A 26476-nucleotide genomic window follows, 5' to 3' on the forward strand; every position below is an offset into this window, starting at 1 on the left:
CAGAGAGCCGTCTCCTCCGCACCTCTTGACGTACCGCGCACATCATGAAATATCGGAAAGTGAAGGTATGTAGGGATCCCGATATTTCTGAGGCGAGTGTGGCGAGGACGCAGGAGCAGCGCAGGGCCGAGACCCGCGCCCGGCTGATCGAGGCGGCCTCCGACCTGTTCGCCGCCAAGGGGTTCCACGCCGTGTCGGCCGAGGCCGTGGCGGACGCCGCGGGCCGTACGACCGGCGCTCTCTACAACCATTTCGGCGGCAAGGAGGGCCTGCTGCTGGCCCTGCTGGAGGTGTGGAAGGACCAGGTCGCGGACGAGCTGCTCACCGCGTTCGGGGACAGACCCGGGCTCGACGACCGGCTGTCCGCGGTGTACCAAGCGATCACCGACGGGAATCGCGGTGTGCCATGGCTCCTGCTGGAGATGGAACTGTGGCTGCACGGCGCGCGCGACTCCCACATCGGCGACCTCCTCGCCAGGCGGTACGCCGAGATCCGGACCCTGCTGGCGGACGGCCTGAGCCAATGGGCCGAGCTGGCCGGGACGTCCCTACGACGATCACCGGAGCACACCGCGGTCGCGGTGCTGGGTGTGCTCATCGGCTGCGCGATCCAGCACCGGCTGGATCCCCCCGCGGTCGAGACGCAGGCCGTCGTGGAGAGCCTGCGCGACCTGCTCGGCTTCTGAGCCCCCGGTCCTGACCGGAGCCGACGCTCCGGGCCCGGGGCGCGGTGGCCGGGCGCCAGCCGTACCCGGACAACTCCTGCAAACGCGCCGGAAGGGAGCCGTCGGCATGCAGATCGACCTGCTTGAGGACACCTGGGAGCGAGAGGTCCCGCACGAGCAGTTCGCCTACCTCCGCAGGGAAGCACCGGTCCACTGGCACGACGTGCCGGACGACACCGGCTTCTGGGCCGTCACCCGCTACCACGACGTCAGGGCCGTCAGCCGCGACCACCAGACCTGGTCCACCGAGGCGGGCAGCACCTTCATCCGCACGCAGGCGCCGGAGGCCCTGGACGTCATGCGGCTGATGCTGCTCAACATGGACCCGCCCCGGCAGAGCCGCTACCGCAAGCTGGTCAGCGCCGGGTTCACCCCCCGGATGATCCGCAAGCTCACGGAGACCATCACCGCGCGCGCCGCGCGGATCGCCGACACGGTGGCCGACAAGGGCGGGGAGGTCGAGTTCGTCACCGACGTCGCCCAGCACCTCCCACTCCAGATGATCTGCGACATGGTCGGGGTGCCCGAGGCGGACCAAGCGATGATCTTCGACTGGTCCAACCGGATGGTGGGCTTCCAGGACTCCGACTTCCGCACCACCCCCGAGGACGGGGAGATCGCCGCGGCCGAGATGTACGCCTACTGCGACGCGCTGGTGGAGGAGCGGCGGACCGGCCCCCGCGACGACATCCTCACCGCCCTGATCAACGCCGAGATCGACGGTGACAGACTCAGCCGCGACGAGATCGACGCCTTCTTCGTTCTCCTGTCCGTGGCCGGGAACGAGACCACCCGCAACCTGATCGCCCACGCCATGCGGGCGCTGATCGAGCGCCCGGACGTCTACCGCGAGCTGGTGGACCGTATCGGCGACGAGGACCTGTGGCGCTCGGCCACCGAGGAGTTCCTGCGCTGGGGCTCCTCCATCCACAACTTCCGCCGTACGGCCCTGCGCGACACCGAACTGCACGGCCAGAAGATCGCCGAAGGCGAGAAGGTCGTCACCTTCTACGCCTCGGCCAACTACGACGAAGAGATCTTCACCGACCCGCTGACCCTGGACATCCGCCGCAGCCCCAACGACCACGTCACCTTCGGCGGCGGCGGCCCCCACTTCTGCCTGGGCGCCGGCCTGGCCCGCGCCCAGATCACCGCCATGCTCCGCGAACTGCTCCGCCGCTTCCCGGCGGCCGAGTTCACCGCCCCGCCCAAACGCATGCGCTCGGACTTCATCAACGGCATCAAACACATGCCGGTCCGCTTCCGGCGGTGACGGGCACGTCAGAGTCAGCGGCGCCGGGCGGTCGTGACCGCCTCGGTGAAGCGGTGGTGGCGGGTCAGCTCCTCCTCCACCGGTTCCAGCACGAGCGCGCGGCCGACCTCCGCCACGCTCGCGCGCAGCGCCTTGGCGGCCTTCCGCGCCCGGCGTCGGCCGCCGAGCCAGGCGACGGCCCGGGAGAGCAGGGCGAGCACGAGGCCGAGCAGGAGGCCGCCGAGCAGCAGCAGGGTGGGCCACGGCATCTCGCCCGCGGTCGGCACGGGGGGTTCGGGCAGGCGGAGGTAGTCCATGGCGAACAGGCCGAGCAGCCAGAGCGCGCCCGCCAGCGCCGCCGCGAGCACCAGCCACTGGGCGGCCCCCACCACCCTCCACCACGCCGGTCGCCGGGACGCCCCGAGCGAGGTGGTGGCCACGGCCCGGTCGAGCCGGTCCTCCAGCTCGTCCACCCGTGATCTGGCCGCGTGCCGTACGGCCGCCGCCCACGGTTCGGGGAGCCCCGCCGAGGCGGCGGTGGCCGTGTCGCGGATCGCGATGTCCATCTGGGAGCGCTGGACCGTGGTGGCCGCCGGGATCGAGGTCCGCCCGACCACCGTTCCCGTCGTGTCCCCCGGGGTGCTTCCGGGCCCGGCTCCCGCCTCCGGTTCGGCCCGGGACCCGCCCGTGCCCGGGGGCGTACCGAGGCGGAGCCTGCGGAGGGGGTCCGGCCGGAAGCGGCGGATCCACCGGGTGACCGGCCAGCCGGTGGCGGCGATCGAACGGTGGCGGTGCGCCCTGGCCACCGCGGTGACGACCAGCGGGACCCCGGCGGCCTGCGAGAGCGCGGAGGTCAGCGGTCCCGCCAGGGCGTCCACGGACGCCTCCCGGGCCTTCACGAGGTCGGCCGCCGTGGGCGGCGCGGTTCCCGTCCGGCCGTCCCCTGATCCGAGAGCGGCCCGCCCGTTCCGCGTCCGCCGGTCGGTGCCGTTCCCGCCGGTCCCGTTCCCGCCGGTCCCGTGCGCCGCGCGGACCAGGACGTCGGCGGCGGTGCCCACGTCGGCGGCCAGGCGGGCGGCCCAGGAGCGCCGGTCGGCGACCCGGGCGGCCAGCAGGGAGCGCAGCTCCGGGACCCCCGCTCCGGTGCGCGCCGAGACGCCGATCACCGGTACCCCGGCCAGCCCGTCCTCGGCGAGCAGCCGCCGCAGGTCCGTCAGGCACCGCTCGGCCGCGGCCGGGGTGAGCCGGTCGATCTGGTTGAGGACGACCACCATGACGTCCCGGTGCCGGGCCAGCGGCTTGAGATAGCGGTCGTGCACGGCGGCGTCGGCGTACTTCTGCGGGTCGAGGACCCACACCAGCAGGTCCACCAGCTGGGCGAGCCGGTCCACCTCCAGCCGGTGCGCCAGCTCGATGGAGTCGTGGTCGGGCAGGTCGAGCAGGATCAGGCCGGAGATCTCCCCGGCGTCGTCCTCGCCGTGTCCCCGGCCGTCCTCGCCGTGGGACCTCCGGCCGTCCCCACCGGATCCTCCGATGTCACCGCGCGCCGTACCGGCCTCCGCCCCGTCCACCTCGTGCCGGTTGGGGATCTGCAGCCAGTCGAGCAGCGGGCCCGATCCGGCCCCCCGCCACAGGGCGGCCTGCGCGGTGGAGGTGGTCGGCCGGGTCACTCCGACCGCGGCGAGCGCGGTGCCCGAGAGCAGGTTGAACAGCGACGACTTCCCGCTCCCGGTGGCTCCGGCCAGCGCCGCCACGGTGTGGTCCACCGACAGGCTCCGCCGTGTCCCGGCCCGGGAGACCACGGTCCGGGCGTGCGCCACCGCCTCGGCGTCCAACCGCCCGTCGGCCAGGTCCGCCGCCTCCGTCAGGGCCGCCAGCCGGTCGTCCAGGGAGACGGTGCTCTCACGCCGCAGCAGCTTCACCGGTCGCCCGCCTCCCGGCCCGGCAGGCCCTCCGCCGGGATCTCGCCACCGCCGTCCGGGACGGCTCCCGCCGGGACGGTGCCGCGGCCGTCCCGTACCGCCGACACGGCGGCGCGCAGGGCCTGGGCCGTTCCCCCCGGAGGCTCGACCGCGTCGAGGAGCCCGGTGAAGCGGGCCGCCTCGTCCCACATGATGGCCTCCACCCGGACGCGCAGGTCGTCGCGGGCCTTGGTGGTCAGGGTACGGACGGCCTGGTCGCCGAAGACGGCCTCGAGAAGCTTCTGGCTCAGCACGCTGGTGCCCCCGGCGATGCCGACCTCGATCCCGGTCAGGCCCCCGGTGGAGGCGAAGACCGCGATCATGAGCAGCAGACCGATCCCGTTGACGCCGAACGAGGCGACCCGGGCGGTGGTGCGCCGTTCGGCGCCTTCCTCGCGGACCAGGTCGAGCACGTACCCCTGCCACCCCCGCACCGCCTCCTCCGCCTCCTGGCGCAGGCCCGCCGAGGCCCGGCCGAGCCGTCCGGCCGCCACGGCCCCGGCCCGGTCCAGCAGCGCCCGCCCGGCGGGCAGGGACGACCACGACTCCAGCGCGCGCTCGGCCGCGCCGTCGGCGGCGGCCCTGACCAGCGCCTCCACCCCGTGCTCCAGCGCCACCCGCAGCTCGCTCTCCGGAGCGGGCCGCCCGGTGAACAGCGAGACGAGGCGGTCCCGCAGCCGGCCCACCCGGCTCTCCAGCGAGCGCATCAGGTCACCGGTGCCGATGAAGTCCTGCCAGCGGGCCAGTACCTCGCCCCGGAGCAGCGAGCCGTCCAGCATGCCCTCGTCGAAGGTGGCGAGCCCGGCGGCGTAGGCGGCGTCGACCGCCGCGCGGAGCTCCCCGGCCCCGGCACTCTGGCGGTCCACCGCGTCGGCGAGCGCGGGAACCCGCGTGGCGAGGCTGTCCAGCGCGCCCGACAGGGTCTGCCGGACCACGTCGGCCCTGGCCTGGGCGTCGGCCGCGATGCCGGTCAGCCAGCCGGTGACCTCCTGGACGGCGGCGCGGGGCAGCCGGGCGTTCTCCCGGGGGAGGTGCAGCTCCGGCACCTCGAACAGCCGCGTCCCGCCCAGCCCGTTGGCCTCCAGCAGCCGGGCCAGGTCCCCGGCGACCAGGCCCAGGGCCTCCGGCGGGACACGGGAGAGGATCACCGCCAGCGCCGTGCTCCGCTCGCGCGCGGCGCGCAGGAAGCCCCAGGGCACCTCGTCGGCGTAACGGGAGGCGGTCGTGGTGAACAGCCACAGGTCCGCGGCGGCGAGGAGCTGGGCGGCCAGCTCGCGGTTGGCGGCGACGACCGAGTCGATGTCCGGCGCGTCGAGCAGGGCCAGACCGGGTGGGAGCGCCTCGGCGACCACCACGCGGAGCGTGCCCGGCTCGCCCCGGCCGCCCCCGGTGACGCGGGGCAGGCCGGGCAGCACGTGCGGGGAGACGAACCAGTCCCGGTCGGCCGGGCTGGTCACCAGCGTGGGGGCCAGGGTGGTCGGACGCAGCACACCGGGCTCGGTGACGTCGGCGTCGACCAGGGAGTTCACCAGGGTGGACTTGCCCGCCCCGGTGGAACCGCCGACGACGGCCAGCAGCGGGGCGTCGATCGCGCTCAGGCGCGGGATGAGGTAGTCGTCGAGCTGCCCGGTCAGCTCCCGCAGCGTCCGGCGGTCGGCCTCGACGTCCCCGACCGCCAGGGGGAACAGGTCATGGTCGAGGTGACGCCGCAGTTCCCGCAGCGCCTCCAGCGTGCCGTCGTTCCCGCCCATGGAACCGATCGTTCCCGGCAGAGAGGCCCCTAGACATATCCCGTCAAAGGAGCCTGGTCATTCCTGCGAAAGGCACATGCCGGGTGGCGCGGCCGTACCGCGAAAGATCACAGACATGGAGGCTTTTTCATCCTGATGTCCCAGGTCACGACGGGTCTGCAGAAGCCGGTAGCGGATGAGACGAGGCTCCCGATGGCGGCGCCTGAACCCCAGACAGCAAGTCCTCCTGGTCTTGGCCCACCTGCGCAATGGCGACCCCTACGTCCACCTGTGACGACTACTCCTGGTTCTCTCGGGCGCGCTTCCCCGGCCTGGCGGATGCCTACTGCTTTACCTACGTCCGCGGCCTGACGCCTGGGGAAGTGGTGACCCGGCTCGGCGTCCGGGTTGACGACTGCTCTCGCGTGACGCTTGATGAGCTGATCCGGCGGCAGACCCTCGGTGCCGTCGCCGTTGGCGACTGGGTGCTCCTCGTCGAGGCCTGCGGCGGGGTCGGCGTCACAAGAGATCACTATGCCGCTGCCGGCGGGCATCCGTCTCGGCTCCCACTTCTCCCTCGACGTCGACGGCATGGACTGCTTCTACTGGATCGACGACGGGAAGATCCAGTTCAGGTTCAGGCATCATGAAGGCTACTCGGAGGAGATGCCGGACGAACGCACAGAGACCCTGGAGCGGATCGACTCCCCCGTCTACCCGGGCGCCGACCCCCACGAGGGGCCGGCGTTCCTCTTGGCCGAGCGCCTCACCGGGATCACGATGACGCCGTGGCTGCTGGAGGAGTCCACTTACCTGTGCGGAGTCGTTCCCGGATCGAGGTGAGCAGAACCCGTCGGCCACACCCCCGCAAGGTGGCCGTGGCCGGTGGATCACTTCGCTGCACGCTCCTGCAGGCTCCACCGGGGCACCGTTCTGTGCGAGCCTGCCGTACCAGGCCGCCGGGATGAAAAAGCCTCAAGGATGAGGTTCGCAACTCGCCCTCACGGGAGTGCGCGGTCACATGGTCTTGCTGGTGCAGGTGCTGACAACAGGTCTGGACGACCACGGGCTGGAGGATCCGGTAGAGCCCGCCCGACCAGGCCCGGAAGACGGCGGTGAACGGTCCTCGGCCATGAGCCGGAGAACCTGGAGACCGAGAGGGCGACGCACACCGTTTGGCAGGAGAGCAGGGGGCTGGGAAGCCGGGACCGAGGTCACCGCGAAGGACTGTTAGGCTGCCCGCGTGCCGGAAACGATCACTTTGCTGAACCTTCTCGACGACGCGGCGATGCTCTCGCTCGAACACCAGCTCCACCTGCTGGAACTGGTCGGTGACCATAGCTGGAACGTCGACATGAATCAGCAGCGGTTCGACTTCGTCGGCCCCCGCGCGACCACCTGCACCGGCTTCCAACTGCTCGGCACCGCCGCTCCCGGTCCGCGATCGTGGTTGTGGGCGTGGGCGAACCCGTCCGGGTTTCCCGAGTCGCTGATAGCGGCGTCCGCGGCCCTGCGCGACTTCGGGGAACAGCACGGCATCGCCGAGCTCGCCTCAGCTGAGGTCCCGTTCGACGCGCTGCCCGGCTCACCCGCCGAACCGGTTGCGGCCGTCGGGCTTCTCATGGACGCCGCCAAGGCTGTGACGGGCCGCTGGACCTCCTACAACGGCGACGCCGGGGGCGGTACCCGTGCCGCGTTCCTCATCGAACATCCGGACTTCCGGCTGCCGCCGCCCAACCCGCCCCGCACGATGCGGGTCATCATGCAGGCGCTCACCGACACGTGGGTGACAGACCACCGGCGCGCGCTGCACAGCTACGGCCTGCGGCGGCAGCTCAACCCTGTGTTCAGCCCTGACTTCGCGAAGCTCACCTTGTCGGGGCCGGGCTTCGAGGCAGTCGTGGAGTTCGATCAGTACGGCCGCGTCGCCGACATCGACGCCTCGATGTCACAGCACGACGCATAGGCCTCTCCGGCAGCCTTCAACCGAGCTGCTCGGCCAGTGCGACGATGATGACCTCAGGGCCGCGGACATAGAGCGTTTTTCATCCTGGGTGGCGACCCTCTTCGGTGAGCTGCAGGGCGAGGATGGCCTAGACGATCGCGGTGGTGCGGTGGGGGCAGCAGCGCAGCCGGACCAGCGCCTTCCATGCCTTCAGGGTCGCTGCGGCGCGTTCCCCGATCGCCCGGATGCGGGCGTGGGAGCGATTGACGGCCTTCTGACGGCGCGACAGGCGCGGCCGGTGCCGGTGGCGTTTGAACGGCGTGCGGATCACCCCGCCCGCACCCTGGTACCCCCGATCGGCGAGGAACTGGACGTTGACCCCGTGCCGGTGGTGTTTTCCGAAAGGAGTACCGCCTGTCGCCGGCCAACCGGTCGATCGGGATGAGCGTGCCGTCCAGAACGGCATAGGCCAGGCGGGCATAGGTGTCGCCGCCCGCGCAGGTGCGCCAGGACAAGGAGCGCTTGTTGTCCGGGGCCGAGGCGGCGCCATCGGGAGCGCCGTTGCGCGCGGTGAGCGCGGATCAGGTCGGCCAGACGGACAAGGGTACGGTCAGACAGCGGAATCGCGGCACGGTAAGACAGCAACGAGGCTCCCGGTTGGAGCATCGGATCTTGGTCGACTGCTGTCTTACCGGGGACCTCATCTCACCTCAACCCAGCCTCCTTGCGCCCACGCCGATCAGCGCCGTCAGGTTGAAAAGGGCTCATGGGTCCCGGGCATACATTCCGGACATGGATCCCGGACATGATTGTGCCCCACCGCTCGACCGGGTCACGGGGGCGAACTCGGTGAAGCGATGGGGCCTGTCCCCGGAGTCGGCGGCGGGGCCGTTGCCGGACTCGCCTCCCCCGCAGCTGGAGGCGAATCCCGGACCCGCCGTGTCGTCCAGGGCGTTCTGGGGTCGTGCGGTCCATTGGACCCCACGAAGCTCAGGGCCAGATCCGGCGAACCTGAATATTGGCTGAAAGTTCAATCACCTTGCGGCGGTCGCAGAACGTATCCCACCCCGCGCAGAGTGTGGATCAGCCTCGGCTCGGCCGTGTCCACCTTCCTCCTGAGATAGGAGACGTAGGACTCCACGACCCCCGCGTCACCGCCGAAGTCGTAGTTCCACACGTGGTCGAGGATCTGCGCCTTCGACAGGACCCTGCCGGTGTTGACCATGAAGTAGTGCAGCAGCTTGAACTCGGTCGGCGAGAGCCGCACCGGCCGGCCGGCCTTCCAGACCTGGTGCGCGTCCTCGTCCAGCTCCAGGTCACCGACCTGCAGCCGGATGGGGATGTCCAGGTCCCCTCTGGTACGGCGCAGCACGGCCCGGATCCTCGCCAGGACCTCCTCCAGACTGAACGGCTTGGTCACGTAGTCGTCGGCCACCTTCAGCCCCGTGACCTTGTCGTCGATGCCGTCCCTGGCGGTGAGGAAGACCACGGGCATCTGCCCGCCCATCTCCCGCAACCGTCCCGCCACCGCGAACCCGTCCATGTCGGGCAGCATCACGTCGAGCAGCACGAGGTCGGGGCGGATCCGCTCGGCGAAGTGCACCGCCTCGCGGCCGTCTCCCGCGGTCACGACCTCGAACCCGGACATGCGCAAGCTGGCCGAGAGGAGCTCCCGGATGTTCGGCTCGTCGTCCACCACCAGCAGGCGGGCCTCAACTCTGTCCAGCACAGAGACGAGGTTTTCCCATCTCTCTGGGATGCGGCTCAACGTCACCTGAGTGTTTCCTGTAGGCCGATCACCGGGCAGCTCCCGAAAGAACAGGCCGCTCCCGGTCAGCCGGAGCCCTTCTCCCCGGCGCGGGCGGCGGCGTGGACGGTGTGCCGCAGCAGCAGCGCGGTGGTCACCGGGCCGACCCCGCCGGGTACCGGGGTCAGCGCCCCGGCCCGGTCCGCGACGGAGCCGGCGTCCACGTCGCCGGTCAGGCCGCCGTCGTCGGTGGGGTTGGTTCCCACGTCCACCACGATCGCTCCCGGCCTGACGTGCTCGGCCGTGATCAATCCGGCCCGGCCCACCGCCGCCACCAGGACGTCGGTCCCGGAGGTGACGGCGGCCAGGTCGGCGGTGCGCGAGTGGCAGACGGTGACGGTGGCGTTCCGGTCCAGCAGCAGGTGGGCGGCGGGCTTGCCGACCACCGTCGAGCGTCCGACCACGGCGACGTGGCGGCCGGTCAGCTCGATCGCATAGTGGTCCAGGATCGTCACCACGGCCTCCGCCGTGGCCGGGGCGAACGCGGGGAGCCCGGCGACGAGCCGGCCGAGGGAGAGCGGGTTGGCGCCGTCCACGTCTTTTTCGAAGGCGATGGCCGAGGCGAGGTCCTCCAGCGCCGCGCCGCCCGGCAGCGGCGTCTGCAGGATGACGCCGTGCACCGCCGGATCGTCGCTGAGCCGGGTGAGCGTCTCCCGGATCGTCCGGGCTCCGGCAGCGGGTCCCAGATCGACGACGTCGCAGACGATTCCCGCCTTCTCCGCGGCCCTGGCGATCGAGCGGACGTACCAGGCGCTGGACTCGTCGGCCGTGGCGACCACCACGGCGAGCCGCGGAGGGATGCCCGCCGCGGCGAGTCCGGCGGCCTCGGTCGCCGTCTCGGTGCGGATCGTCTCCGCGAGTTCCTTCCCGGACAGGACGGCAGCGCTCATCTGGCTCCTTCGGTGGTGGGATTCGGTTCCGGCCTCGGAGGGGTCAGCCGGCGATCTCCGCGCGAACGGCCGCGGTCACCCGCTCGGCGCGGGCCTCGATCTCGTCGACCTGCGCGGCCTGGGTGACCAGCTCCGCCCGGATGCCCTCGTCCCGGACGCCGCCCAGGTTCACCTCGACGTTCACACGGGCGGTGGTCGCCGCCGCGCGGGCGGCCTCGGCCGCGGCGGCGATGTCCGTGATGACGTTGCGGTTGCCGACCGGCAGGAGCTCCTCGGCCAGCCCGACCACGCTCGACGCGACGCCGATGACCGCGGCCGGGGGCCTGCTCGCCTCGGTCAGCGCCGCGGCGATGGCGGCCGAGCGGGCGGCCTTCTCCTCCTCCGTCGCCTTGGGCAGCCGGTAGGCGTCGGTGACGGTGGTGAACGCCGCCGCGTCCTGCTCGGCCAGGAGCAGCGCGGAATATCGCAACCCGTCCGTCTCCGCGATGATCCGCTCGACCACCTTGCGGTGCTCGGCGTACTTCTCCCCGACGCTGTAGCGGGCCACCATGCCCAGCAGTGCCGCGGCCTGGGCCGCGTGCAGCGCGGCCGACGCTCCCCCGCCGGGGGCGGGGACCCGGTCGGCGAGACTGTCCAGGAAGTCGCCGATTCTCTCTTCGCGCATGAACGCCCGTCCTCCCGATCGGGTGAGGTCACGTCACGCCGGGAATCCTTTCACGAGCCCCCCACCGGAGCTGGGAACGGGGCCGACATCCGCGCCGCCCGGACGAGACGACGGAAGAGAAACGGGAGAAAGACGGAAGAGAGTCAGTCGGCCTCGGGTGCCAGGGGCAGGCGGACGCGGAAGACCGCGCCCGAGCCGGGGACGGAATCGACCTCCACCCGTCCCCCGTGGGCCTCGACCATGGCGGCGACGATGGCCAGGCCGAGGCCGCTGCCTCCGGAGGAGGAGTCGGGGCGGCCCCGGGAGGAGTCGGCGCGGTAGAACCGCTCGAAGACGCGCTCGCGCTGCTCGGCGGTGAGACCCGGCCCCTCGTCGGCAACCTCGACGACGGCGCTCCCGTTCTGCCCGCGCAACGCGATCCGCACGGGCGTGCCCTCCGGCGTGTGGGTCAGGGCGTTGGACATCAGGTTGCCCACGACCTGGCGGAGCCGTACCTCGTCGCCCGAGACGATCAGCGCGCTGCCGTCGACCGAGAGCGTGACCTCACGGTCGGGAGCCAGGATGCGGGCGTCGTGCACGGCGTCCGCGGCGATGGCGAGCAGGTCCACCGGGCGCATCGCCATCGGGCGCTGCTGGTCCAGCCGGGCGAGCATCAGCAGGTCGTCGACCAGCAGGCCCATCCGCACCGCCTCCGACTCCACCCGGCGCATCAGCGGCGCCGGATCGATGTCGGGCGCCTGGCGGTAGAACTCGGCGAAGCCGCGGATCGACGTCAGGGGCGTGCGCAGCTCGTGGGAGGCGTCGGCGACGAACCTGCGCATCCGCTCCTCCGATCTGCGGGCCGCGCTCTCCGACTCCGACCTGGCCCGGAACGCGGCCTCGATCTGGGCGAGCATGCCGTTCAGGGACCGGCCGAGGCGTCCCACCTCGGTGTTCGGATCGGCATCCGGGACACGGCGGCTCAAGTCCCCGGCGGCGATGGCCTCGGCGGTGCGCTCGATCTCCTCCAGCGGGCGCAGGCTCCGCCGGATGACCGCCACGCCCACTCCGGCGAGCGCCAGCATCAGCCCGCCGCCGCCGAGGACCTCCACCAGCGCGAGCTGCCCGACGATCTGCCGGACCTCGGTCAGGTCCACCGCCACGACGAGGCTTCCCCCGGTGTCCAGCCGGGTGACCCTGACCCGCCACTCGCCGCTGTGGTACGGCTCCGGCATCGTGACCGGGAGCACCTGCGGGCCCGGCTTGCCCTGCACGTCCGCCCCGGTGAGCAACATGATCGTCCGGCTGCGGGAATCGCGGAGCTCCGCCCTCACCTCCGGCGGGAGGGTCTTGCCCGCCTGGTTGAAGGGGGTGCGGCGGTCCAGGCGGCGCAGGAGGTTCCCCGTGGTGATGTCGATCTGGGTGTCCACCCGGTCGATCAGGTACCCCCGCATGATCGAGACGCTGCCGACGCCGATCAGGGCCAGCGCGAAGACCAGCAGAATCAGGATGACCGAGATCAGCTTGACCCGCAGGGGAAGCCGGGTGAGCATCACATGTCCGGAGGGAGCCGGAGCACGTAGCCGACCCCGCGCAGGGTGTGGATCAGCCGGGGATCGGCGTTGTCGATCTTCCGTCGGAGTACGGACACGTAGGACTCCACGATCCCGGCGTCGCCGCGGAAGTCGTAGTCCCACACGTGGTCGAGGATCTGGGCCTTGGACAGCACCCGCCCGGCGTTGGCCATGAAGTAGCGCAGCAGCTTGAACTCCGTCGGCGACAACGCCACGACCTTGCCCTTGCGCCAGACCTCGTGGCTCTCCTCGTCGAGCTCGATGTCGGCGAAGGTCAGCCGGGGCGGCCGGACCGGGGACTCTCCCCCGCTGGTACGGCGCAGCACGGCGCGGATCCGGGCCACGACCTCCTCCAGGCTGAACGGCTTGGTCACGTAGTCGTCGCCGCCCAGCGTCAGTCCGCGGATCCTGTCCTCGACCGCGTCCCGGGCGGTGAGGAAGAGCACGGGTGTATGAGTGCCTCCGCCGCGCAGCCGCCGTACGACATCGAAGCCGTCCATGTCGGGCAGCATCACGTCGAGCACGATGAGGTCGGGGCGGTGCCGCTGCACGGCGGCGACGGCGTCGGTGCCGGTGCCCGCCGTGCTCACCCCGAATCCGGCGAACCGCAGGCTCGCGGCCAGCAGCTCAAGGATGTTGGGCTCGTCCTCGACGACCAGCAGGCGGGCTTCGGGCGATTCGCTCACAGGAATTATCCTCACCCGCCCACATGAGAAAGCCGTTAAGAGTCCAAAAGAGAGGTTATCCCTACAACGTGTCTGGCTATCGCCATGCTGGACGTCGCCGCAGGGGACGGGGCGTTACGGATCAGAGCGATCCGGCCGTGCGTGTCGATCACGAAGTCGTCCACCATGCTCCCGTCGCGGGCCACGGCCTGCGCCCGGACACCGCCGGTGGTCCTGACCAGGTCGGCCCCGGTGAGAGCGGGCACGTAGCGGCGCGCGGCCGAAAGGAACGCCCGCTTGGCCAGCGAGCCGAACACCTCCCTGACCCCGGTCCGCCAGTGCCGGGCCGCCAGCCTCCGGGTGCCCTCCCAGGCCGCGACCCGGCGCAGGTCGGTGAGATCGATGTCACGCCAGGAGTAGCCCTCCATGGCCAGGGCCATCACCGCGTTGGGGCCGACGAGCACCTCGCCGTCGATCCTCCGGGTCAGGTGCACACCGAGGAACGGGTAGCGGGGGTCGGGAACGGGATAGATCAGCCCGCGGACCAGGTCCCTGGCGTCCCCGGCGAGCGCGTAGTACTCCCCGCGGAAGGGGATGATCCGCACATCGCCGGAGACCCCCGCCATCCGGGCGACGGCGTCCGTACCGAGCCCGGCGCAGACGACCAGCCCGTCGAAGCGCAGCCTGCGCGGTCCGTCCGGCCCGCCGGCCAGCACCTCGACACCGGTCGGAGTCTCCCGCAGCGCGCGGACCGGGTGCGAGAGCCGTACCGAGCCCCCGGCCTCCTCCACGTCCCGGGCCAGGCGGCGGGCCACCGCCGGGAAGTCCACGATCGCGGTGTGCGGGGAGTGGAGCGCCGCCACCCCGACGGCGTACGGCTCGACCTCGCGCAGGGCCAGCGCGTCCAGCTCGGCGAGGCCGGGGACGCCGTTCTCCCGGGCGCGGTCGGCGATGGCCCGCAGGCCGGAGCGCTCGGCCGGGGTGGAGGCGATGACGAGCTTGCCGACCTCGTCGTAGGGGATGGCGTGCTCAGCGCAGTACTCCCGCAGCAGGGCCACGCCGTCCCGGCAGAGCTTCGCCTTGAGCGACCCCGGCCGGTAGTAGATGCCCGCGTGCACGACCCCGCTGTTGTGCCCGGTCTGGTGGGCCCCGACGCGGTCCTCCTTGTCGAGCACGGTCACCCGCGCACCCCGGGTCAGCGCGAGCTCCCTGGCCACCGCCAGCCCGATGATGCCCGCGCCCACAATCCCGATGTCCATGGCGTGACCTGTGACCTTCCGAGAGCTCCGCACGGCACGCCCCGGCCCGCGAGCGCGCATTCCCGAAAGCTAGCGGCAACCCGCCCCCAGGAGAAGAGGGGCGTCTCCACAGCGGCGGGAAACGGCTCAGGGCCCGCCCCCTGTGAGGGGCGGGCCCTGAGCTGTGGAACTGTTTCGTCAGGCGGCGACGATGTTCTCGGCCTGCGGGCCCTTCTGGCCCTGCGTGATGTCGAAGGCCACCCTCTGGCCATCGCGCAGCTCGCGGTAACCGCCCTGAGAGACGATGTTGGAGTAGTGCGCGAAGACGTCGGGGCCGCCGCCGTCCTGCTCGATGAAGCCGAAGCCCTTTTCCGCGTTGAACCACTTCACGGTGCCAGCAGCCATGTCGATCTCCTCTTGATAGGTGTAAAGCCGGAATCCGCACCGCGCGGATTCCGTGTCGCCGAGATAGGCCCACACCCGGAGAAGACCGGAAAACAAAAAATGCACCTGAGGCTACATACCGTCAGGCGCACACAAGTTCATTATGGGTACCACAACTGCAACTACCATCCAGGCTATCACACGTGCAGCCGTGGTTGAAAGGCCCGTGATGGAAAGGCGGGTGTCACGGCGGTTCGAGGACGAGGCCGCTCACGCTCGGCGCGCTGCTCGGCGTGCCGCCCAGCGGCCAGTCCGCCGCCTTCGGCCGCGGCATCGTCCTCACCGGACGGACACCCCTCCGGATCACCGCATCCGGCCGATGGCCTCCCGCAGGCGGCGCATCTCCCGCAGGCGGGCCTCGTAGGTCGCGCCGATCACCACCAGGAGCAGCCCGCCGAGCGCCATCGGCACCCACCGGGGAACCTCCACGGCCACCCGCGCGATCCAGGGCGCCAGCTCGTGCAGGGCGACGGCGGCCAGGGTCAGGCCGCCGAGAACCGCCGGGGCCTGCAACCGGAGCCGGGTCCCGGCCAGGAGCACCGCGAGCGAGACCGTTCCCAGCAGCAGGGGCCGGAGCCAGCCGGAACCGGAGAACATCGCGATCGTGCTCGGCAGGAGGCCGGAGGCGAGAGCGGCTCCGTACGCGGCCCAGGAGGAGGTGGTCCCGGCCCTCGCCCGCCACCAGCCGAAGGCCAGCAGCACCAGGGAGAACGGCACCGTGTACGCCTCGACCACGGTGATGTCGGAGGCGAGCAGCCGTGCCCAGGTGGCGAGCAGCAGGAATCCGGTCCCCGCGTACGCCGCCCGCCGGCGGTCGGGGCGCAGTGCCGTACCGGTCAGCATGAGGCCGACGACGGCGCAGGCCAGGCTGACCGTCGGCAGGTCGGGGTTGCCGGACGGCAGGCCGGAGCCGATCAGCGGCGCACCGGAGGTGGCCAGGAGCAACCCCCAGGCGGCGAGGACGTAGCCCGCCGTCTCCAGCCCGATCGCGGCGTCGGCCACTCGTGATCGCCACAGGCCCGTCGTCGCCGGGTCCGCCGTCGCCGGGCCCGTCGTCATCTCCCGGTCCGTCCTGGCCGCCAGACCCGTCCTCACCGCCAGGCCCGCCGCCGTGGCCGCCAGGCAGGCCGCGGCGAGCAGGCCGAACGCCGCCTGCCGGGGCGGCAGGCCCAGCGCCGCCCCGACCGCCAGCACCTCCCCACCCGCGAGCAGTGCCGCGGTCCCGGCGGCGACCGCGCGGAGGGCCGGGATCCGGGCCGCCGAGGCCGCACCTCCCCAGGCGAGCATGAGGATCACGAGCGCCGCGTGGGTGGTGGTCCGCCCGGCCAGCGCCGTGACGACGGCCAGCACGGTGACGGTCCCGGCTGCGGAGGCGAGGACCCACACCCACCAGGGCCGGCGGGCCGCGGCCGTACCGGCGGCCAGGACGGCCGCGACGGTGAGCAGGAGCGCCAGCTCCGCCGCGTGGCTCCAGGTGAAAGCGGCCGGAAGGAGGGTCGCCGTCAGCGTGCCGGACAGCAGCGCGGCGGCGCCCAGGAGTCCTCGGAGTCCTCGGAGTCCTTCTACGGTCCGCACCGGAGCGGGGCTCACCGCGACCGCCGCCGAGGCCGCGGTCAGCAGCGCGAGGATGATCAGCAGCGGGACGGACACCACAGGCCATTCGTCCTGGTAACCGCGCGCTCCCTCCCAGATCCCGTCAAGGTGGGCGAACCGCTCGACGTAGGCGTAGATGATGTTGTCGTTGAACGGAATCACGGTCAGCACCGCCAGGACGCCACCGGTGACCGCCCCGGCGGAGCGCATCCGCCGTCCGTTCAGGCCGGGCGCATACAGGGCCGCGGCGGCGACGGCCAGACCCGCCACCGTGTAGAGGGGCATCGACCACGCCGAGTGGACGAGCGGAAGCCAGGGGGCCGCGGCCCCGGCGACCAGGACGCACGCCGACGCGACGGTGAGCACCGTGAGCCGTCCCGCCGTGACCCGCGACACCACGGTGATCCCCGTCAGGGCCAGTACGGCCAGCAGCGCGCCGTTCGCCAGGGAGGCCGGCCAGTCCTCGTCGGAGGTGAACCCCATCAACAGCCCCACCGCGGATTCGAGGAGCCCGCATCCCGCGCCGAGCACCCACACGATCCCGAACGCGACCGCCGTGACCCCCCGGACCCCGGGCGCGGCTCCCCGGGCCCCGGGCGTGACTCCCCGGGCCCCGGGCGCGGCCCCCTGGACCCCGGGCGCGGCCCCGGCGGTCCTTTCGGCCCCGGACACACCCGGCGCCTCCGCGCCCTCCGGTGCTTGCGCACCCCGGTTCCTTGCCGCGAGGAGGAGCAGCAGGAGGGCGTCGGCCACGGCCGTCACCGTGAGCGCGGCGGTGAACCACGTCACCGTCCCGTCCGTCGCGAGCAGGGGCAGCGGGAACTGGGCGAGGACGATCGCCGTCGGCAGCGGCAGCCTCAGCGGGAGCAGCCTCGAATAACCCGCCATGGCGAGCGCCACCACGGCGAACAGACCGGCCGCGTAGTCGTCCCCGGCGACGTCGCCGAAGCCGGCCAGGCCGACCCGCCGGGCGGCGTAGCCGTCCAGGAAGAGCAGGGCGACACCGAGCATCGCGACGGTCTCCGCGGTGGCGGTCAGCCCGCGTGCCACCAGGACTACCGGCACGGCGAGGGTCACCGCGGTGAATCCCGCCAGGACCGCCGCCCGCCCGCCGATGCCGAGGCTTCCCCAGCTCACGACGGTGAACACGACGGCCGCGACGACCAGCAGCAGTCCGCCGAGGGAGAGCAACAGGTTCTGTACCGCCCTGGGAGAGATGTCCCCGCGCGACTCCCCGGACGCCGCGAGTCCCGGCGACGCTCCTGACGCCGCCCCCGACGCCGCGAACTCCGCCCCCACTCCCGTCCCGGATCTCGCCCCCGCGGAGATCCCCGCCGGGCGGTCCCGCTCCTGCCGGAGGATGCCGAGCAGCTCCGTACGGCGGGCGAGCAGCCCGGCCTCCCTCTCCCGGATCTCGGCCAGAGCCCGGTCGAGCTGCCACAGCTCAGCCGCCGCAGGCCCCTGGAGGGGCAGCGCGCAGCGCGGGCAGCGGTCCCGGCTCTCGGTGAGGACCAGATCGCAATCCGGACACCTCACCTCCGCCCGTGATGAGGACAGACCAGTGGGAATGCTGTTGAACGGCATGGCACAAGGATTCCCTCGCCGCTCTCCGGATCGCTTCCGGCGGAGTACTCAACCCCGCCTGAGTATCCGCGCCCCGTGAGCGCACACCTGAGCGCACCCCCGTGAGCGCGCCCCGGTCACCCGCCGTACGGCGCCGCCACGGATCAGCGGGTCCGGCGGGCGATGAAGGCGATGATCCCGGTGGCCCCGACCGCCACGGCCAGCCAGAGGGCGACGACCGAGAACGGCACCCCCGCGTCGTCCTGGCGGTCCGCAGCCTCCGTACCGCCCCCCGACGCCTCCGAATCGGCGCGCGAACCGGCCCCCGTCCCGGTGCCCGGTCCCGGCGTGGGCTCCGGTGCCGGCGTGGGTGTGGAGGCCGCCGCTTCCCGCACTTCGTCGGGCAGCGGCACGCGGTAGACCGGGCTGTCACTCCCCTCCGTGCCCGTCAGCAGCGCCGTGCCGTCGGCGGTGTACGCGATCGACTCGGCCTGCTCCAGCGACGGCATCGCTACCCGGGCCAGTTGCTCGCCGGGCGCGCTGTAGACCGTGGCGGAGATGTACGTGCGGATCACGAAGCTCGACCCGTCGGGGGCGTAGGCGGCGTCGGTCGCCATGATGGGGGCCGGGCCCACCCGGCGCAGGATGTTGACCCTGCCGGTGCGCAGTCGCGCCGGAGCCTGGTAGATCGAGCCGGAGAACTCCTTGCTCACGATGTACAGGCGGCCGGTCCCGGGATGAACCATGATCCCTTCGGCGTTGTGCCCGCCGTCCTCGTAGCGGAAGCGGTAGCGCACGGCGGGCAGGGTGGCGTCCCGCAGCGAGGACGGCTCCCGCACCTTGTAGACGGAGACGTCGGGCCAGGCTCCGTCGAAGTTGTCGCCGATGTCGGCGAACCAGAGCACCCCGCGACCGGTCTGCGGGTCGCGGGAGGCCGCCATCCCCTCCCAGTCGCGGGCGGCGGCGCCCCGCAGGGTGAACGTCGCCCGGGTCCGCCCGTCGCCCCCGACCGCGAAGAAGACCGGCCCGGCATCGCTGTCGTTGTGGGTGTAGTAGACGTCCTCGTGCGCGGGTGAGAGCGCCAGCCCGCTCGACTCGGTGATCCGTTTGTCCCGGAACCGGAAGAGGACCCGCCCCTCCTCCTCGTCCGGCGCGACCGGCGTCCCGCTCCCGAGCACCGTACTCTCCCGGTTCTCCCGGTTCTCCCGGTTCTCCCGGTCCTCGCGGGTCTCGCGCACCGTGCTGCCGTGCGCCTCGCCGCTCCACGCCCCGGCTCCGGTGAGAACCGTCACCGCGACCGCCCCGGCCGCGATGAACCCTCGAATCAGGACATCCCCCGCTCTGCTCCGCATTCAGCAATCATGCCTCGACAGCAGCTCGCGCAGGCGCCGCAGGAGCCGTTCGTCCGCGTCGAGGATCTCCCCGGCGTTGTCGAACCGGGCGATCGCCCGCGGGGAGCCGCACGAACTGCCGGGCGAGCGGGTCTTCGTCCCGGCCGATGCCGCGGACGCGCTACTTCGCCAGGATGAAGGGCGAAGTCGAGCTGACGTCCGTCGGCGAACCGGCGCAGGAGATCGCGATGCTCTGGAGCGGCCACGAGGTCACCGCCCACCGTGTCGCCTGGCCGTTCTCCGTCCGCATCGTCAGAGGTGCACCTCCCAGGCGGACGGCGCGGATCGAAAACGCGGGGAAGGGATGGCGGACAGCGACGAAGAAGGGGTGTTCCCGTTCTCACCGCAGAGAGACTCTTGCATGATCACAGCTCCTGACGAGGTGTCGATCACCGACCCCGAGCGGTTCGGCGTCGTCTTCGACACCCACTACGAGGAGATCCGCCGCTACATCGGACGCCGGCTCGATCTCGACATCGCCGAGGACCTCGCGGCGGAGACCTTCCTGATCGCCTTCCGCCGGCGCGACCGGTTCGACCCCGCGCGGGGTTCGGTACGGCCCTGGCTGTACGGCATCGCCACCAACCTGGTGGGCCGGCACCGCCGGGCGGAGCTGCGCCGCTACCGGGCCCTGGCCAAGGCCGGGCCGCCCCCGGACGACGACGGCCACGACCAGCGGGTGGTGGACCGCGTCTCGGCGGGGGTGACAGCCGGCCGGCTCTCGGGGGCGCTGGCGCGGCTGCCGCGCGGGGAACGCGACGCGGTCCTGCTCGCCGCCTACGGCGGGCTCACCTACGACGAGATCGCCGAGGCCCTCGGGGTGGCCTACGGCACCGTGGCCTCCCGGCTCAGCCGGGCCAGGGCCAAGCTGCGCGACTGGCTGGGAGTGGAGATCTGATGAACGACTTCAAGATCATCGACGACGTGATGCCCGACGTCCCCCCTCCGGCGGCCGGTACGGTCGCCGGGGCGAGGGCCCGCGCGTTCCGGCCCCACCGCTCCGGCCGCCGCTTTCCCGCATGGGCGGGCGTCCTGGTGGCGGCCACCGCCACGGTCGCGGTGATCGGCACGGCCGTCGCGGTCCCACTCCTGGGAGACGGCGCGGACGGCCGGGCGGGAGACGGCGTGACGGCCACGGCCACCGCGCTGAGCGCCGACCCCAGTGCCGAGGAGGTGCTCGACGCCGTCGCGGACCGGCTGGCCCGGCGCCAGGAGCCCGAGCGCGCGCACTGGCGCGTGGAGATGGACCGGTTCGTCCGGTTGTCGTTCGATGGAGGGAAGTTCCTGGTCGAGGAGCGGGGCAGGGAGGTCCGCTGGGCGGGTCCGGACGGCCCGACCGTCATCGTGGTCTCCTCGGTCGGGGCCGAGCCCCTCACCGCCGCCGACCGGGCGGCGTGGGAGAAGGCGGGCTCGCCCCGCATCTGCGGGGCGGACAGCGACTGTGACAACGACCAGATTCCCTACGGCCGCACCCGGTACATCCCTCACCTTCCACAGGACTACGGCCTGTCCAGCGTTCAGCTGACCCCGCAGGAGCTCCGCGAGCTGCCCCAGGACCCTGCGGAGCTGAAGGAGGAGATCCTGGAGCGCTGGGCGGCGGCGCTGAAGGACATCGAGAACAGTGACACTCCCGCCGGGGGGAACACCCCCTCGGACGACGAGAAGGTGTGGTGGGTGGGCACGGGCCTGCTCATCGAGACCCCGGCCACCCCGCAGACCAGGGCGGCCGCTCTGCGCATGTTGTCCGCCCTCCCGGACGTGCGGATCACCGACGGCTCCCGGGACGTCGAGGGACGGGCGGGCCTGGCCCTCACGCGCGAGACCGGCGGGCCGTACGCGGAGCGGATCGTGATCGACCGGGCCACGGGTGACCCCCTGGCGCTGGAGGAGGTTCTCACCGCGCCCGTGCCCAATCTGAAGGGCCTTCCGGCCGGGAGCGTGGCCTTCTCCCGGCTGGTCCGGCGGATCGGCTGGACCGACGAGGCCCCCGTCCTCCCCGAGGGCTGCACCCCGAGAGCCAAGAAGGAGTGCCTCCGGTAGCACCGTGACCGCGGCCTTGGAGGCACACCTCTGAGAGTCACAGCTCTTATGAGGTATGCCTCCGAGGAGCCGCTCAGTGATTGACAGACTCGATCACGTCTTCGCCCGGGACGCGGGGTGGTCCGCGCCGAGCAGGGCGGCACGGCCCGGCGATCGCCTCCGGGCACTCGCTCCGGGGAGGCGGAATCGTCCTCGTCGATCTCCCCGGCTGTACGGCCGGACGGCCTGAGGCAGGACGCGCTCCGCCCTTGGCGGCCCTCGATGGGAACCCTGTCATCCGGTATGTGTCTCGCCCGATTTCTCCCTCCGGGGAGCCCGTGCCTGGGATAGCGTGGCCCGCCATGACCGACTTCATCGCCGTTCCCTTCTACGACCTGTTCCAGGAGAACGGGCACGTGCCGAAGATCCGCGAGAAGCTGCCCGCCCTGCTGACCGGGGTGACGCGGAGCATCCTGGAGATCGGCGCGGGAACCGGGCTGATCACCACGTCGCTGGCCGACTGCACGCCCGCCGAGGTCTTCGCGCTGGAGCCCTCGGCGGGCATGCGCGCGGTCCTGCTGTCGCGGCTGGCCGAGCGCCCGGAGCTGCTGGAGCGGGTGACCGTGCTCCCGTACGACGCCCTGAGCCTGGATCTGGCCGAGCCGGTCGAGGCCATGGTGATGATCAATGTGATGTACGCCCTGGAGCCCGACTACCGCAAGCGGATGTGGCCGGTGCTGGCGGAGCGGCTGGAGCCCGGCGGCCTGCTCGCGTTCACCTGGAGCCCCGGGGGCGCCCCGGAGCCGCGCCCGCTCCAGGAGCTGGAGTCGCGCCGGGTGGGCCGGCACACCTACCGGGTCTCTTCGGAGATCACCTCCTCCGAGGCGGAGGCCTTCACGGCCCGCCACCTCTACCAGGTCGTCGAGGGCGACACGGTGATCGCCGAGGAGGAGATCGTCGGCTCCGCCTACCGCCCTCTCCGGGAGACGATCGAGGCGGAGCTGACCGGGGCGGGCTTCGTCCAGGCCGAGGCACCCGAGGGGATGCTGGGCTGGCGGCTCGGCTGAGGCCGGGAGAGCCCCGCCGACGCGTCCGGACGCTTCGGAGCGGGGCTCGCCTGGAGTGCACTCCAGGTGCCTAGGGTGGAGCGTATGGACTATACGCAGCTTGGCCGTACCGGCCTGAAGGTCAGCCGCCTCTGTCTGGGCACCATGAACTTCGGCCCCGCGACCACGCAGGAAGACTCCTTCGCGATCATGGACCACGCCCACGAGCTGGGGATCAACTTCTTCGACACGGCCAACGTCTACGGCTGGAAGAAGGGTGAGGGGATCACCGAGAACATCATCGGGCGCTGGTTCGCCCAGGGCGGCGGCCGTCGTGAGAAGACGGTCATCGCCACGAAGCTCTACGGCGGGATGGGCGACTGGCCCAACGAGGACCGGCTTTCCGCGCTCAACATCCGCCGCGCCTGCGACGCGTCGCTCAAGCGCATGCAGACCGACTACATCGACCTCTACCAGGCCCACCACGTCGACCGGAACACCCCGTTCGAGGAGTTCTGGGAGGCCATGGACATCCTGAAGCAGCAGGGCAAGATCCTGTACGTCGGGTCGTCCAACTTCGCGGGCTGGCACATCGCCAAGGCGCAGGAGACCGCCCGCCGCCGCAACTCCGTCGGCCTGGTCTCCGAGCAGACGCACTACAACCTGCTCGTGCGCCCCGCCGAGCTTGAGGTCATCCCGGTCTGCGAGGACTACGGACTCGGCCTGATCCCGTGGAGCCCGCTCGCGGGCGGCCTGCTCGGCGGCATCCTCCGGAAGATCGACAAGGGCCGCTCGGCTTCGGAGAACATCGTCAGGGAGCTGGAGAAGCACCGGAGCAAGATCGAGCAGTACGAGGCGTTCTGCGACGAGCTCGGCGCGGACCCGGCCGACGTCGGCCTGGCCTGGCTGCTCCACCAGAGGGTCGTCACCGCGCCGATCATCGGCCCGCGTACGCTCGCCCAGCTCGACGGGAACGTCAAGTCCCTGGACATCACGCTGGACGAGCAGGCGCTGGCCCGCCTGGACGAGATCTTCCCGGGGTTCAAGACGGCTCCCGAGGAGTACGCCTGGTAGGGGCCCGGCAGACGGCCGGGAAGCGGCTCCGCGGGACGGCGGTCGGGGCGCTCAGGGGGGCTCAGGAAGGCCCGGGAAGGCTCAGCAGGGCCCGGGAGAGGGGCTCGGGAGGGCTCAGGAGATGAGAGTGCCGATCACCACGAGGAGCACGAGCAGCGCGAGCACCGTGGGCAGCAGCCACTGACGGGGACGATCCACGCCCTGGAGCCTAGCTCTGCCCACGGGGTGTCCGCGCCCCGAGGGGCCATTCGGCGATGGGCTCGTAGCGGACCCCGGCCCCGAGGTGGCTTCTCACCAGATGGACGGACTCCGCCTCCCACGGGCTCCCGGCGAACCCCTCGAAGGCCCCGACCAGGGCGCGCACGTCGGTCTCCTCACGTGACCTGGCCAGGGTCAGGTGCGGCCGGAACCGCTTGCTCTCATCCACCTGTACGGCTCCCGCCCGCCGGGCCCCGGCCGCCAGGGACTCGGCCAGGCGGACGAGCGGGGACCGGCCGCGGGTCCCCGTACCGTCGTCGCGGGAACCCCCTCCTCCGCCCTCACGCAGACCGGACCAGAAGACGCGCGCCCGGCGGGCCGAGGGGAACGCGCCCGCGCCGGTGAACGCCAGCGTCATCGGCGCGTACCGGGAGGCGGCGCGCCCGAGCCGGGTCTCCAGCCCGGGCAGGACCTCCTCCGGCACCTCACCGAGGAACGCCAGCGTCAGATGCCAGTTCTCCTGGTCGATCCAGCGGAGCCGGGGCCAGGCCGCGCGGTGCGGACCGAGCGCGCGGGCGAGCTCATCGAGCACCGGCCGCGGCGGCAGCAACCCCACGAACAGCCGCATGCGACCTCCTGCCGATCACCTTGCTCAGCATTATCGCCGCGCCGACGCCGAGCAGGGTGAGCGCCCCGCCGACCATCACGCCCGCGCGCGGGCCCCCCAGGTCCGCGATCCAGCCGAGCAGCGGCGCGCCGATCGGGGCGCCGCCGGTGAACACCAACACGTAGATGCCCATCACCCGGCCGCGCATCTCCGGCGAGGTCCCGAGCTGGACACTGGAGTTGGCGGAGGTGTTGACCGAGATCAGCGCGATCCCGGTGGGGACGAGCAGAAGCAGGTAGAGCGGGTACCACGGGGCCAGGCCGGTGGCGATCTGGAACAGGCCGAACGAGACCGCGCCGCCGATCAGCAGCTTCCGGCTGGGCTTGACCCGCCGGGCCGCCATCAGCGCACCGCCCAGCGCACCCACCGCGAACACGCTGGAGGCCAGGCCGAAGGAGGCCGCGCCCTCGGCGGAGGAGGCCGCGCCCGAGCCGAAGACCTCACTGGCCATCAGCGCTATCGACATCGAGAACGACTGCGTGCACAGCGAGACGAAGGCGACCAGCAGGATCGGCATGAGCAGTTCCTGCCGCTCCAGCACGTAGCGCAGGCCCTCGCGGAGCTGTCCCTTCTCCCGGGGCACCGGCTCGGGAGTGGTCAGCTCCGAGGCGCGCATCATCACCAGACCGCCGAGCACGGCCACGAACGAGACCGCGTTGACCAGGAAGATCGGACCGGTCCCGCCGAGCACGGAGATCAGCACACCGGCGACGGCCGGGCCGACCACGCGGGCCAGGTTGAAGCTGGAGGCGTTCAGCGCGATGGCGTTGGGCAGGTCCTTGCGGCCGACCATCTCGACCACGAACGCCTGCCGGGTCGGCACCTCGACGCAGGCGATGAGGCCGAGCGCGAAGGCCATCACCCAGACGTGCCAGACCTGCACGACCCCGGTGACGGTGAGCACGCCCATGGTGAGCGCGAGCAGGCCCAGGAGCGACTGGGCGACGAAGAGCAGCTTCCGCTTGGGGTAGCGGTCGGCGAGCATGCCGCCCCAGAGCCCGAACAGCACCATCGGCAGGAACTGCAGCGCCGTGGTCACGCCCAGCGCGGTGGCGCTGCCGGCCGTCAGGCTCAGCACCAGCAGGTCCTGGGCGGTGCGCTGCATCCATCCGCCGACGTTGGAGACCACGCCGCCGATCGAGAAGAGCCGGTAGTTGTAGTTGCTCAGCGAGCGGAACATCCCGCCCCGGGCCTCCGGTACGGCCTGGGCCGTCCCGGTCTCCGCGGCCTGCACCTCCCGCGCGGCGGCCTCGCGCGCGACCTTCCGCCGCCGCAGCCGCGCCTTCAGCCCCAGCTTCCGGCCGGGTACGGCGGGCCGCTCGGCCTTCTCGGTGCTCTCAGGAACGGCGGCGGGCTCGGAAATCCGCGTCCCGGCACTCTCGGTGTGCTCGGTGTGCTCGGCGTTCTTGGCGCTCTCGGTGTGCTCGGGAACGGCCGACGATTCGGAAACCCGTGCCTCGGCCCCTGCGGGGGCGGCCGAGGCACCGCGTTCCTCAGGCTCGGCTAGATCCGGCTGAGCTTCTCCAGAATCGGAGCCGCCTGCCGGAGCACCGCCCGCTCCTCGGGTGTCAGCTCCTTCAGCCGCTGCGTCAACCACGCCTCCCTGCGGCGGCGCTCCTCCTTCAGCAGCGCCGAACCCTCGGCGGTCACGCTCACGGTCACCTGCCGCCGGTCGGTCGGGTGCGGCGTACGCGACACCAGCCCCCGCTCTTCCAGCGCGGCGATCACGCGCGTCATCGAGGGCGGCTGCACCTTCTCGTGCTCGGCCAATTCGCCGGGGGTTATCCCGGAATGCTGTTCCACGGCGACGAGCGTCGCGACCTGGGTGGGGGTCAGCGAGTGGCCCGTGCCCTGCCTGCGCAGGCGCCTGGTCAGACGCGCCAGTGACACGCGCAGCGCCGATGCCAGACCGGCGTCGCTGCGCAGGTTCGCGACGGGGTCCTTCCTGGGTGAACTCATTTGCAAGACTCATTACTCTTGCTAACGATAGCCAACCGCGTCACATTCCCTCCACCGAGTTTTTATTCCCGCGAGCCGTACAGCGTGCCAGA

Annotated in this window: 21 protein-coding genes and 3 pseudogenes; 9 read left to right on the forward strand and 15 right to left on the reverse strand. The window is 72.0% G+C overall.

Features of this window, described 5'->3' with window-relative positions:
• Nucleotides 1–98: 98 nt before the first annotated feature.
• Nucleotides 99–686, forward strand: coding sequence for a TetR/AcrR family transcriptional regulator (locus tag IEZ08_RS16905; protein WP_068927653.1), 588 nt, complete (start codon nucleotides 99–101; stop codon nucleotides 684–686).
• A 106-nt stretch (nucleotides 687–792) separates the two neighbouring features.
• Entirely contained in the window at nucleotides 793–1998 is a 1206-nt protein-coding gene (locus IEZ08_RS16910; protein ID WP_068927655.1) for a cytochrome P450, read from the forward strand.
• Nucleotides 1999–2012: 14 nt separating this feature from the next.
• Here the strand turns inward: IEZ08_RS16910 and IEZ08_RS16915 are convergent, their stop codons facing one another.
• On the reverse strand, nucleotides 2013–3899 hold the full coding sequence (locus tag IEZ08_RS16915; protein ID WP_068927658.1) for a GTPase: 1887 nt from the start codon (nucleotides 3897–3899) through the stop codon (nucleotides 2013–2015).
• Nucleotides 3896–5689 carry a GTPase family protein gene (locus IEZ08_RS16920; RefSeq protein WP_229803189.1) on the reverse strand — a complete coding sequence of 598 codons (1794 nt, stop codon included), beginning with the start codon at nucleotides 5687–5689 and terminating at the stop codon, nucleotides 3896–3898. The genes IEZ08_RS16915 and IEZ08_RS16920 overlap by 4 nt, the downstream gene beginning before the upstream one ends.
• A gap of 181 nt (nucleotides 5690–5870) precedes the next feature.
• On the opposite strand from IEZ08_RS16920, the pseudogene IEZ08_RS16925 reads away from it, so the two are divergent.
• The 3 genes and pseudogenes from IEZ08_RS16925 to IEZ08_RS16935 form a co-directional block, all read left to right on the forward strand.
• Nucleotides 5871–5960, forward strand: a pseudogene (locus IEZ08_RS16925) (transposase family protein); the annotation flags it as partial.
• Nucleotides 5938–6511 (forward strand): annotated as a pseudogene (locus IEZ08_RS16930) (DUF6461 domain-containing protein). The pseudogenes IEZ08_RS16925 and IEZ08_RS16930, both read left to right, overlap by 23 nt.
• A 400-nt stretch (nucleotides 6512–6911) precedes the next feature.
• Nucleotides 6912–7634, forward strand: a complete 723-nt coding sequence (locus IEZ08_RS16935; protein WP_068927662.1) for a DUF6882 domain-containing protein — start codon at nucleotides 6912–6914, stop codon at nucleotides 7632–7634.
• 127 nt (nucleotides 7635–7761) lie between these two features.
• On the opposite strand, the pseudogene IEZ08_RS16940 reads toward IEZ08_RS16935, so the two are convergent.
• The 10 genes and pseudogenes from IEZ08_RS16940 to IEZ08_RS16985 form a co-directional block, all read right to left on the reverse strand.
• Nucleotides 7762–8258, reverse strand: a pseudogene (locus IEZ08_RS16940) (transposase family protein).
• A 385-nt stretch (nucleotides 8259–8643) separates the two neighbouring features.
• Nucleotides 8644–9342 (reverse strand): response regulator transcription factor, encoded by a 699-nt coding sequence (locus IEZ08_RS16945; protein WP_068927664.1) that lies wholly within the window; start codon nucleotides 9340–9342, stop codon nucleotides 8644–8646.
• Between the two features lie 104 nt (nucleotides 9343–9446).
• A complete protein-coding gene (locus IEZ08_RS16950; RefSeq protein WP_068927666.1) occupies nucleotides 9447–10310 on the reverse strand; it encodes a bifunctional 5,10-methylenetetrahydrofolate dehydrogenase/5,10-methenyltetrahydrofolate cyclohydrolase in 864 nt (287 codons plus the stop codon).
• A gap of 43 nt (nucleotides 10311–10353) precedes the next feature.
• Nucleotides 10354–10974 (reverse strand): cyclodeaminase/cyclohydrolase family protein, encoded by a 621-nt coding sequence (locus IEZ08_RS16955; protein WP_068927668.1) that lies wholly within the window; start codon nucleotides 10972–10974, stop codon nucleotides 10354–10356.
• A gap of 143 nt (nucleotides 10975–11117) precedes the next feature.
• Nucleotides 11118–12506 carry a sensor histidine kinase gene (locus tag IEZ08_RS16960; protein WP_068927670.1) on the reverse strand — a complete coding sequence of 463 codons (1389 nt, stop codon included), beginning with the start codon at nucleotides 12504–12506 and terminating at the stop codon, nucleotides 11118–11120.
• A complete protein-coding gene (locus tag IEZ08_RS16965; protein WP_068927672.1) occupies nucleotides 12506–13213 on the reverse strand; it encodes a response regulator transcription factor in 708 nt (235 codons plus the stop codon). Before IEZ08_RS16965 ends, IEZ08_RS16960 begins: the two co-directional genes overlap by 1 nt.
• Nucleotides 13214–13248: 35 nt before the next feature.
• Nucleotides 13249–14451, reverse strand: coding sequence for an L-2-hydroxyglutarate dehydrogenase (gene lhgD, locus IEZ08_RS16970; RefSeq protein WP_189242455.1), 1203 nt, complete (start codon nucleotides 14449–14451; stop codon nucleotides 13249–13251).
• Between the two features lie 177 nt (nucleotides 14452–14628).
• Complete coding sequence (locus IEZ08_RS16975; RefSeq protein ID WP_068929239.1) at nucleotides 14629–14835, reverse strand: cold-shock protein; 207 nt, start codon at nucleotides 14833–14835, stop codon at nucleotides 14629–14631.
• Between the two features lie 342 nt (nucleotides 14836–15177).
• Nucleotides 15178–18003 (reverse strand): SCO7613 C-terminal domain-containing membrane protein, encoded by a 2826-nt coding sequence (locus tag IEZ08_RS16980; protein WP_189242456.1) that lies wholly within the window; start codon nucleotides 18001–18003, stop codon nucleotides 15178–15180.
• Between the two features lie 191 nt (nucleotides 18004–18194).
• Complete coding sequence (locus IEZ08_RS16985; protein WP_229803190.1) at nucleotides 18195–19382, reverse strand: hypothetical protein; 1188 nt, start codon at nucleotides 19380–19382, stop codon at nucleotides 18195–18197.
• Between the two features lie 400 nt (nucleotides 19383–19782).
• Here IEZ08_RS16985 and IEZ08_RS16990 point away from each other — a divergent pair, with 400 nt between their 5' ends.
• The 4 genes from IEZ08_RS16990 (at nucleotide 19783) to IEZ08_RS17005 (ending at nucleotide 23560) form a co-directional block, all read left to right on the forward strand.
• Entirely contained in the window at nucleotides 19783–20319 is a 537-nt protein-coding gene (locus IEZ08_RS16990) for an RNA polymerase sigma factor (protein ID WP_068927678.1), read from the forward strand.
• Entirely contained in the window at nucleotides 20319–21461 is a 1143-nt protein-coding gene (locus IEZ08_RS16995; RefSeq protein ID WP_189242457.1) for a CU044_5270 family protein, read from the forward strand. The genes IEZ08_RS16990 and IEZ08_RS16995 overlap by 1 nt, the downstream gene beginning before the upstream one ends.
• A gap of 341 nt (nucleotides 21462–21802) precedes the next feature.
• Nucleotides 21803–22507 (forward strand): class I SAM-dependent methyltransferase, encoded by a 705-nt coding sequence (locus IEZ08_RS17000; protein WP_189242458.1) that lies wholly within the window; start codon nucleotides 21803–21805, stop codon nucleotides 22505–22507.
• Between the two features lie 84 nt (nucleotides 22508–22591).
• A complete protein-coding gene (locus tag IEZ08_RS17005; RefSeq protein WP_068927684.1) occupies nucleotides 22592–23560 on the forward strand; it encodes an aldo/keto reductase in 969 nt (322 codons plus the stop codon).
• Between the two features lie 208 nt (nucleotides 23561–23768).
• Here IEZ08_RS17005 and thpR read toward each other — a convergent pair whose 3' ends face one another.
• The 3 genes from thpR to IEZ08_RS17020 are packed head-to-tail and all read right to left on the reverse strand — an operon-like array spanning nucleotide 23769 to nucleotide 26384.
• Nucleotides 23769–24386 carry an RNA 2',3'-cyclic phosphodiesterase gene (thpR, locus tag IEZ08_RS17010; protein ID WP_068927686.1) on the reverse strand — a complete coding sequence of 206 codons (618 nt, stop codon included), beginning with the start codon at nucleotides 24384–24386 and terminating at the stop codon, nucleotides 23769–23771.
• A complete protein-coding gene (locus IEZ08_RS17015) occupies nucleotides 24340–26022 on the reverse strand; it encodes an MFS transporter (protein ID WP_229803192.1) in 1683 nt (560 codons plus the stop codon). The genes thpR and IEZ08_RS17015 overlap by 47 nt, the downstream gene beginning before the upstream one ends.
• Nucleotides 25929–26384 carry a MarR family winged helix-turn-helix transcriptional regulator gene (locus IEZ08_RS17020; protein ID WP_068927688.1) on the reverse strand — a complete coding sequence of 152 codons (456 nt, stop codon included), beginning with the start codon at nucleotides 26382–26384 and terminating at the stop codon, nucleotides 25929–25931. Before IEZ08_RS17020 ends, IEZ08_RS17015 begins: the two co-directional genes overlap by 94 nt.
• Nucleotides 26385–26476: the final 92 nt, after the last annotated feature.

Origin of the sequence: Planobispora rosea, assembly GCF_014648175.1 — a bacterium.
GTDB lineage: Bacteria > Actinomycetota > Actinomycetes > Streptosporangiales > Streptosporangiaceae > Planobispora > Planobispora rosea.

Coding starts and splice junctions, on each gene's coding strand:
- IEZ08_RS16910 (WP_068927655.1), top strand. CDS start 793: ATGCAGATCGACCTGCTTGAGGACACCTGGGAGCGAGAGGTCCCGCAC.
- IEZ08_RS16920 (WP_229803189.1), bottom strand. CDS start 5,689: ATGGGCGGGAACGACGGCACGCTGGAGGCGCTGCGGGAACTGCGGCGT.
- IEZ08_RS16950 (WP_068927666.1), bottom strand. CDS start 10,310: ATGAGCGCTGCCGTCCTGTCCGGGAAGGAACTCGCGGAGACGATCCGC.
- IEZ08_RS16955 (WP_068927668.1), bottom strand. CDS start 10,974: ATGCGCGAAGAGAGAATCGGCGACTTCCTGGACAGTCTCGCCGACCGG.
- IEZ08_RS16960 (WP_068927670.1), bottom strand. CDS start 12,506: ATGCTCACCCGGCTTCCCCTGCGGGTCAAGCTGATCTCGGTCATCCTG.
- lhgD (WP_189242455.1), bottom strand. CDS start 14,451: ATGGACATCGGGATTGTGGGCGCGGGCATCATCGGGCTGGCGGTGGCC.
- IEZ08_RS16975 (WP_068929239.1), bottom strand. CDS start 14,835: ATGGCTGCTGGCACCGTGAAGTGGTTCAACGCGGAAAAGGGCTTCGGC.
- IEZ08_RS16985 (WP_229803190.1), bottom strand. CDS start 19,382: ATGCGGAGCAGAGCGGGGGATGTCCTGATTCGAGGGTTCATCGCGGCC.
- IEZ08_RS16990 (WP_068927678.1), top strand. CDS start 19,783: ATGATCACAGCTCCTGACGAGGTGTCGATCACCGACCCCGAGCGGTTC.
- IEZ08_RS16995 (WP_189242457.1), top strand. CDS start 20,319: ATGAACGACTTCAAGATCATCGACGACGTGATGCCCGACGTCCCCCCT.
- IEZ08_RS17000 (WP_189242458.1), top strand. CDS start 21,803: ATGACCGACTTCATCGCCGTTCCCTTCTACGACCTGTTCCAGGAGAAC.
- IEZ08_RS17005 (WP_068927684.1), top strand. CDS start 22,592: ATGGACTATACGCAGCTTGGCCGTACCGGCCTGAAGGTCAGCCGCCTC.
- thpR (WP_068927686.1), bottom strand. CDS start 24,386: ATGCGGCTGTTCGTGGGGTTGCTGCCGCCGCGGCCGGTGCTCGATGAG.
- IEZ08_RS17020 (WP_068927688.1), bottom strand. CDS start 26,384: ATGAGTTCACCCAGGAAGGACCCCGTCGCGAACCTGCGCAGCGACGCC.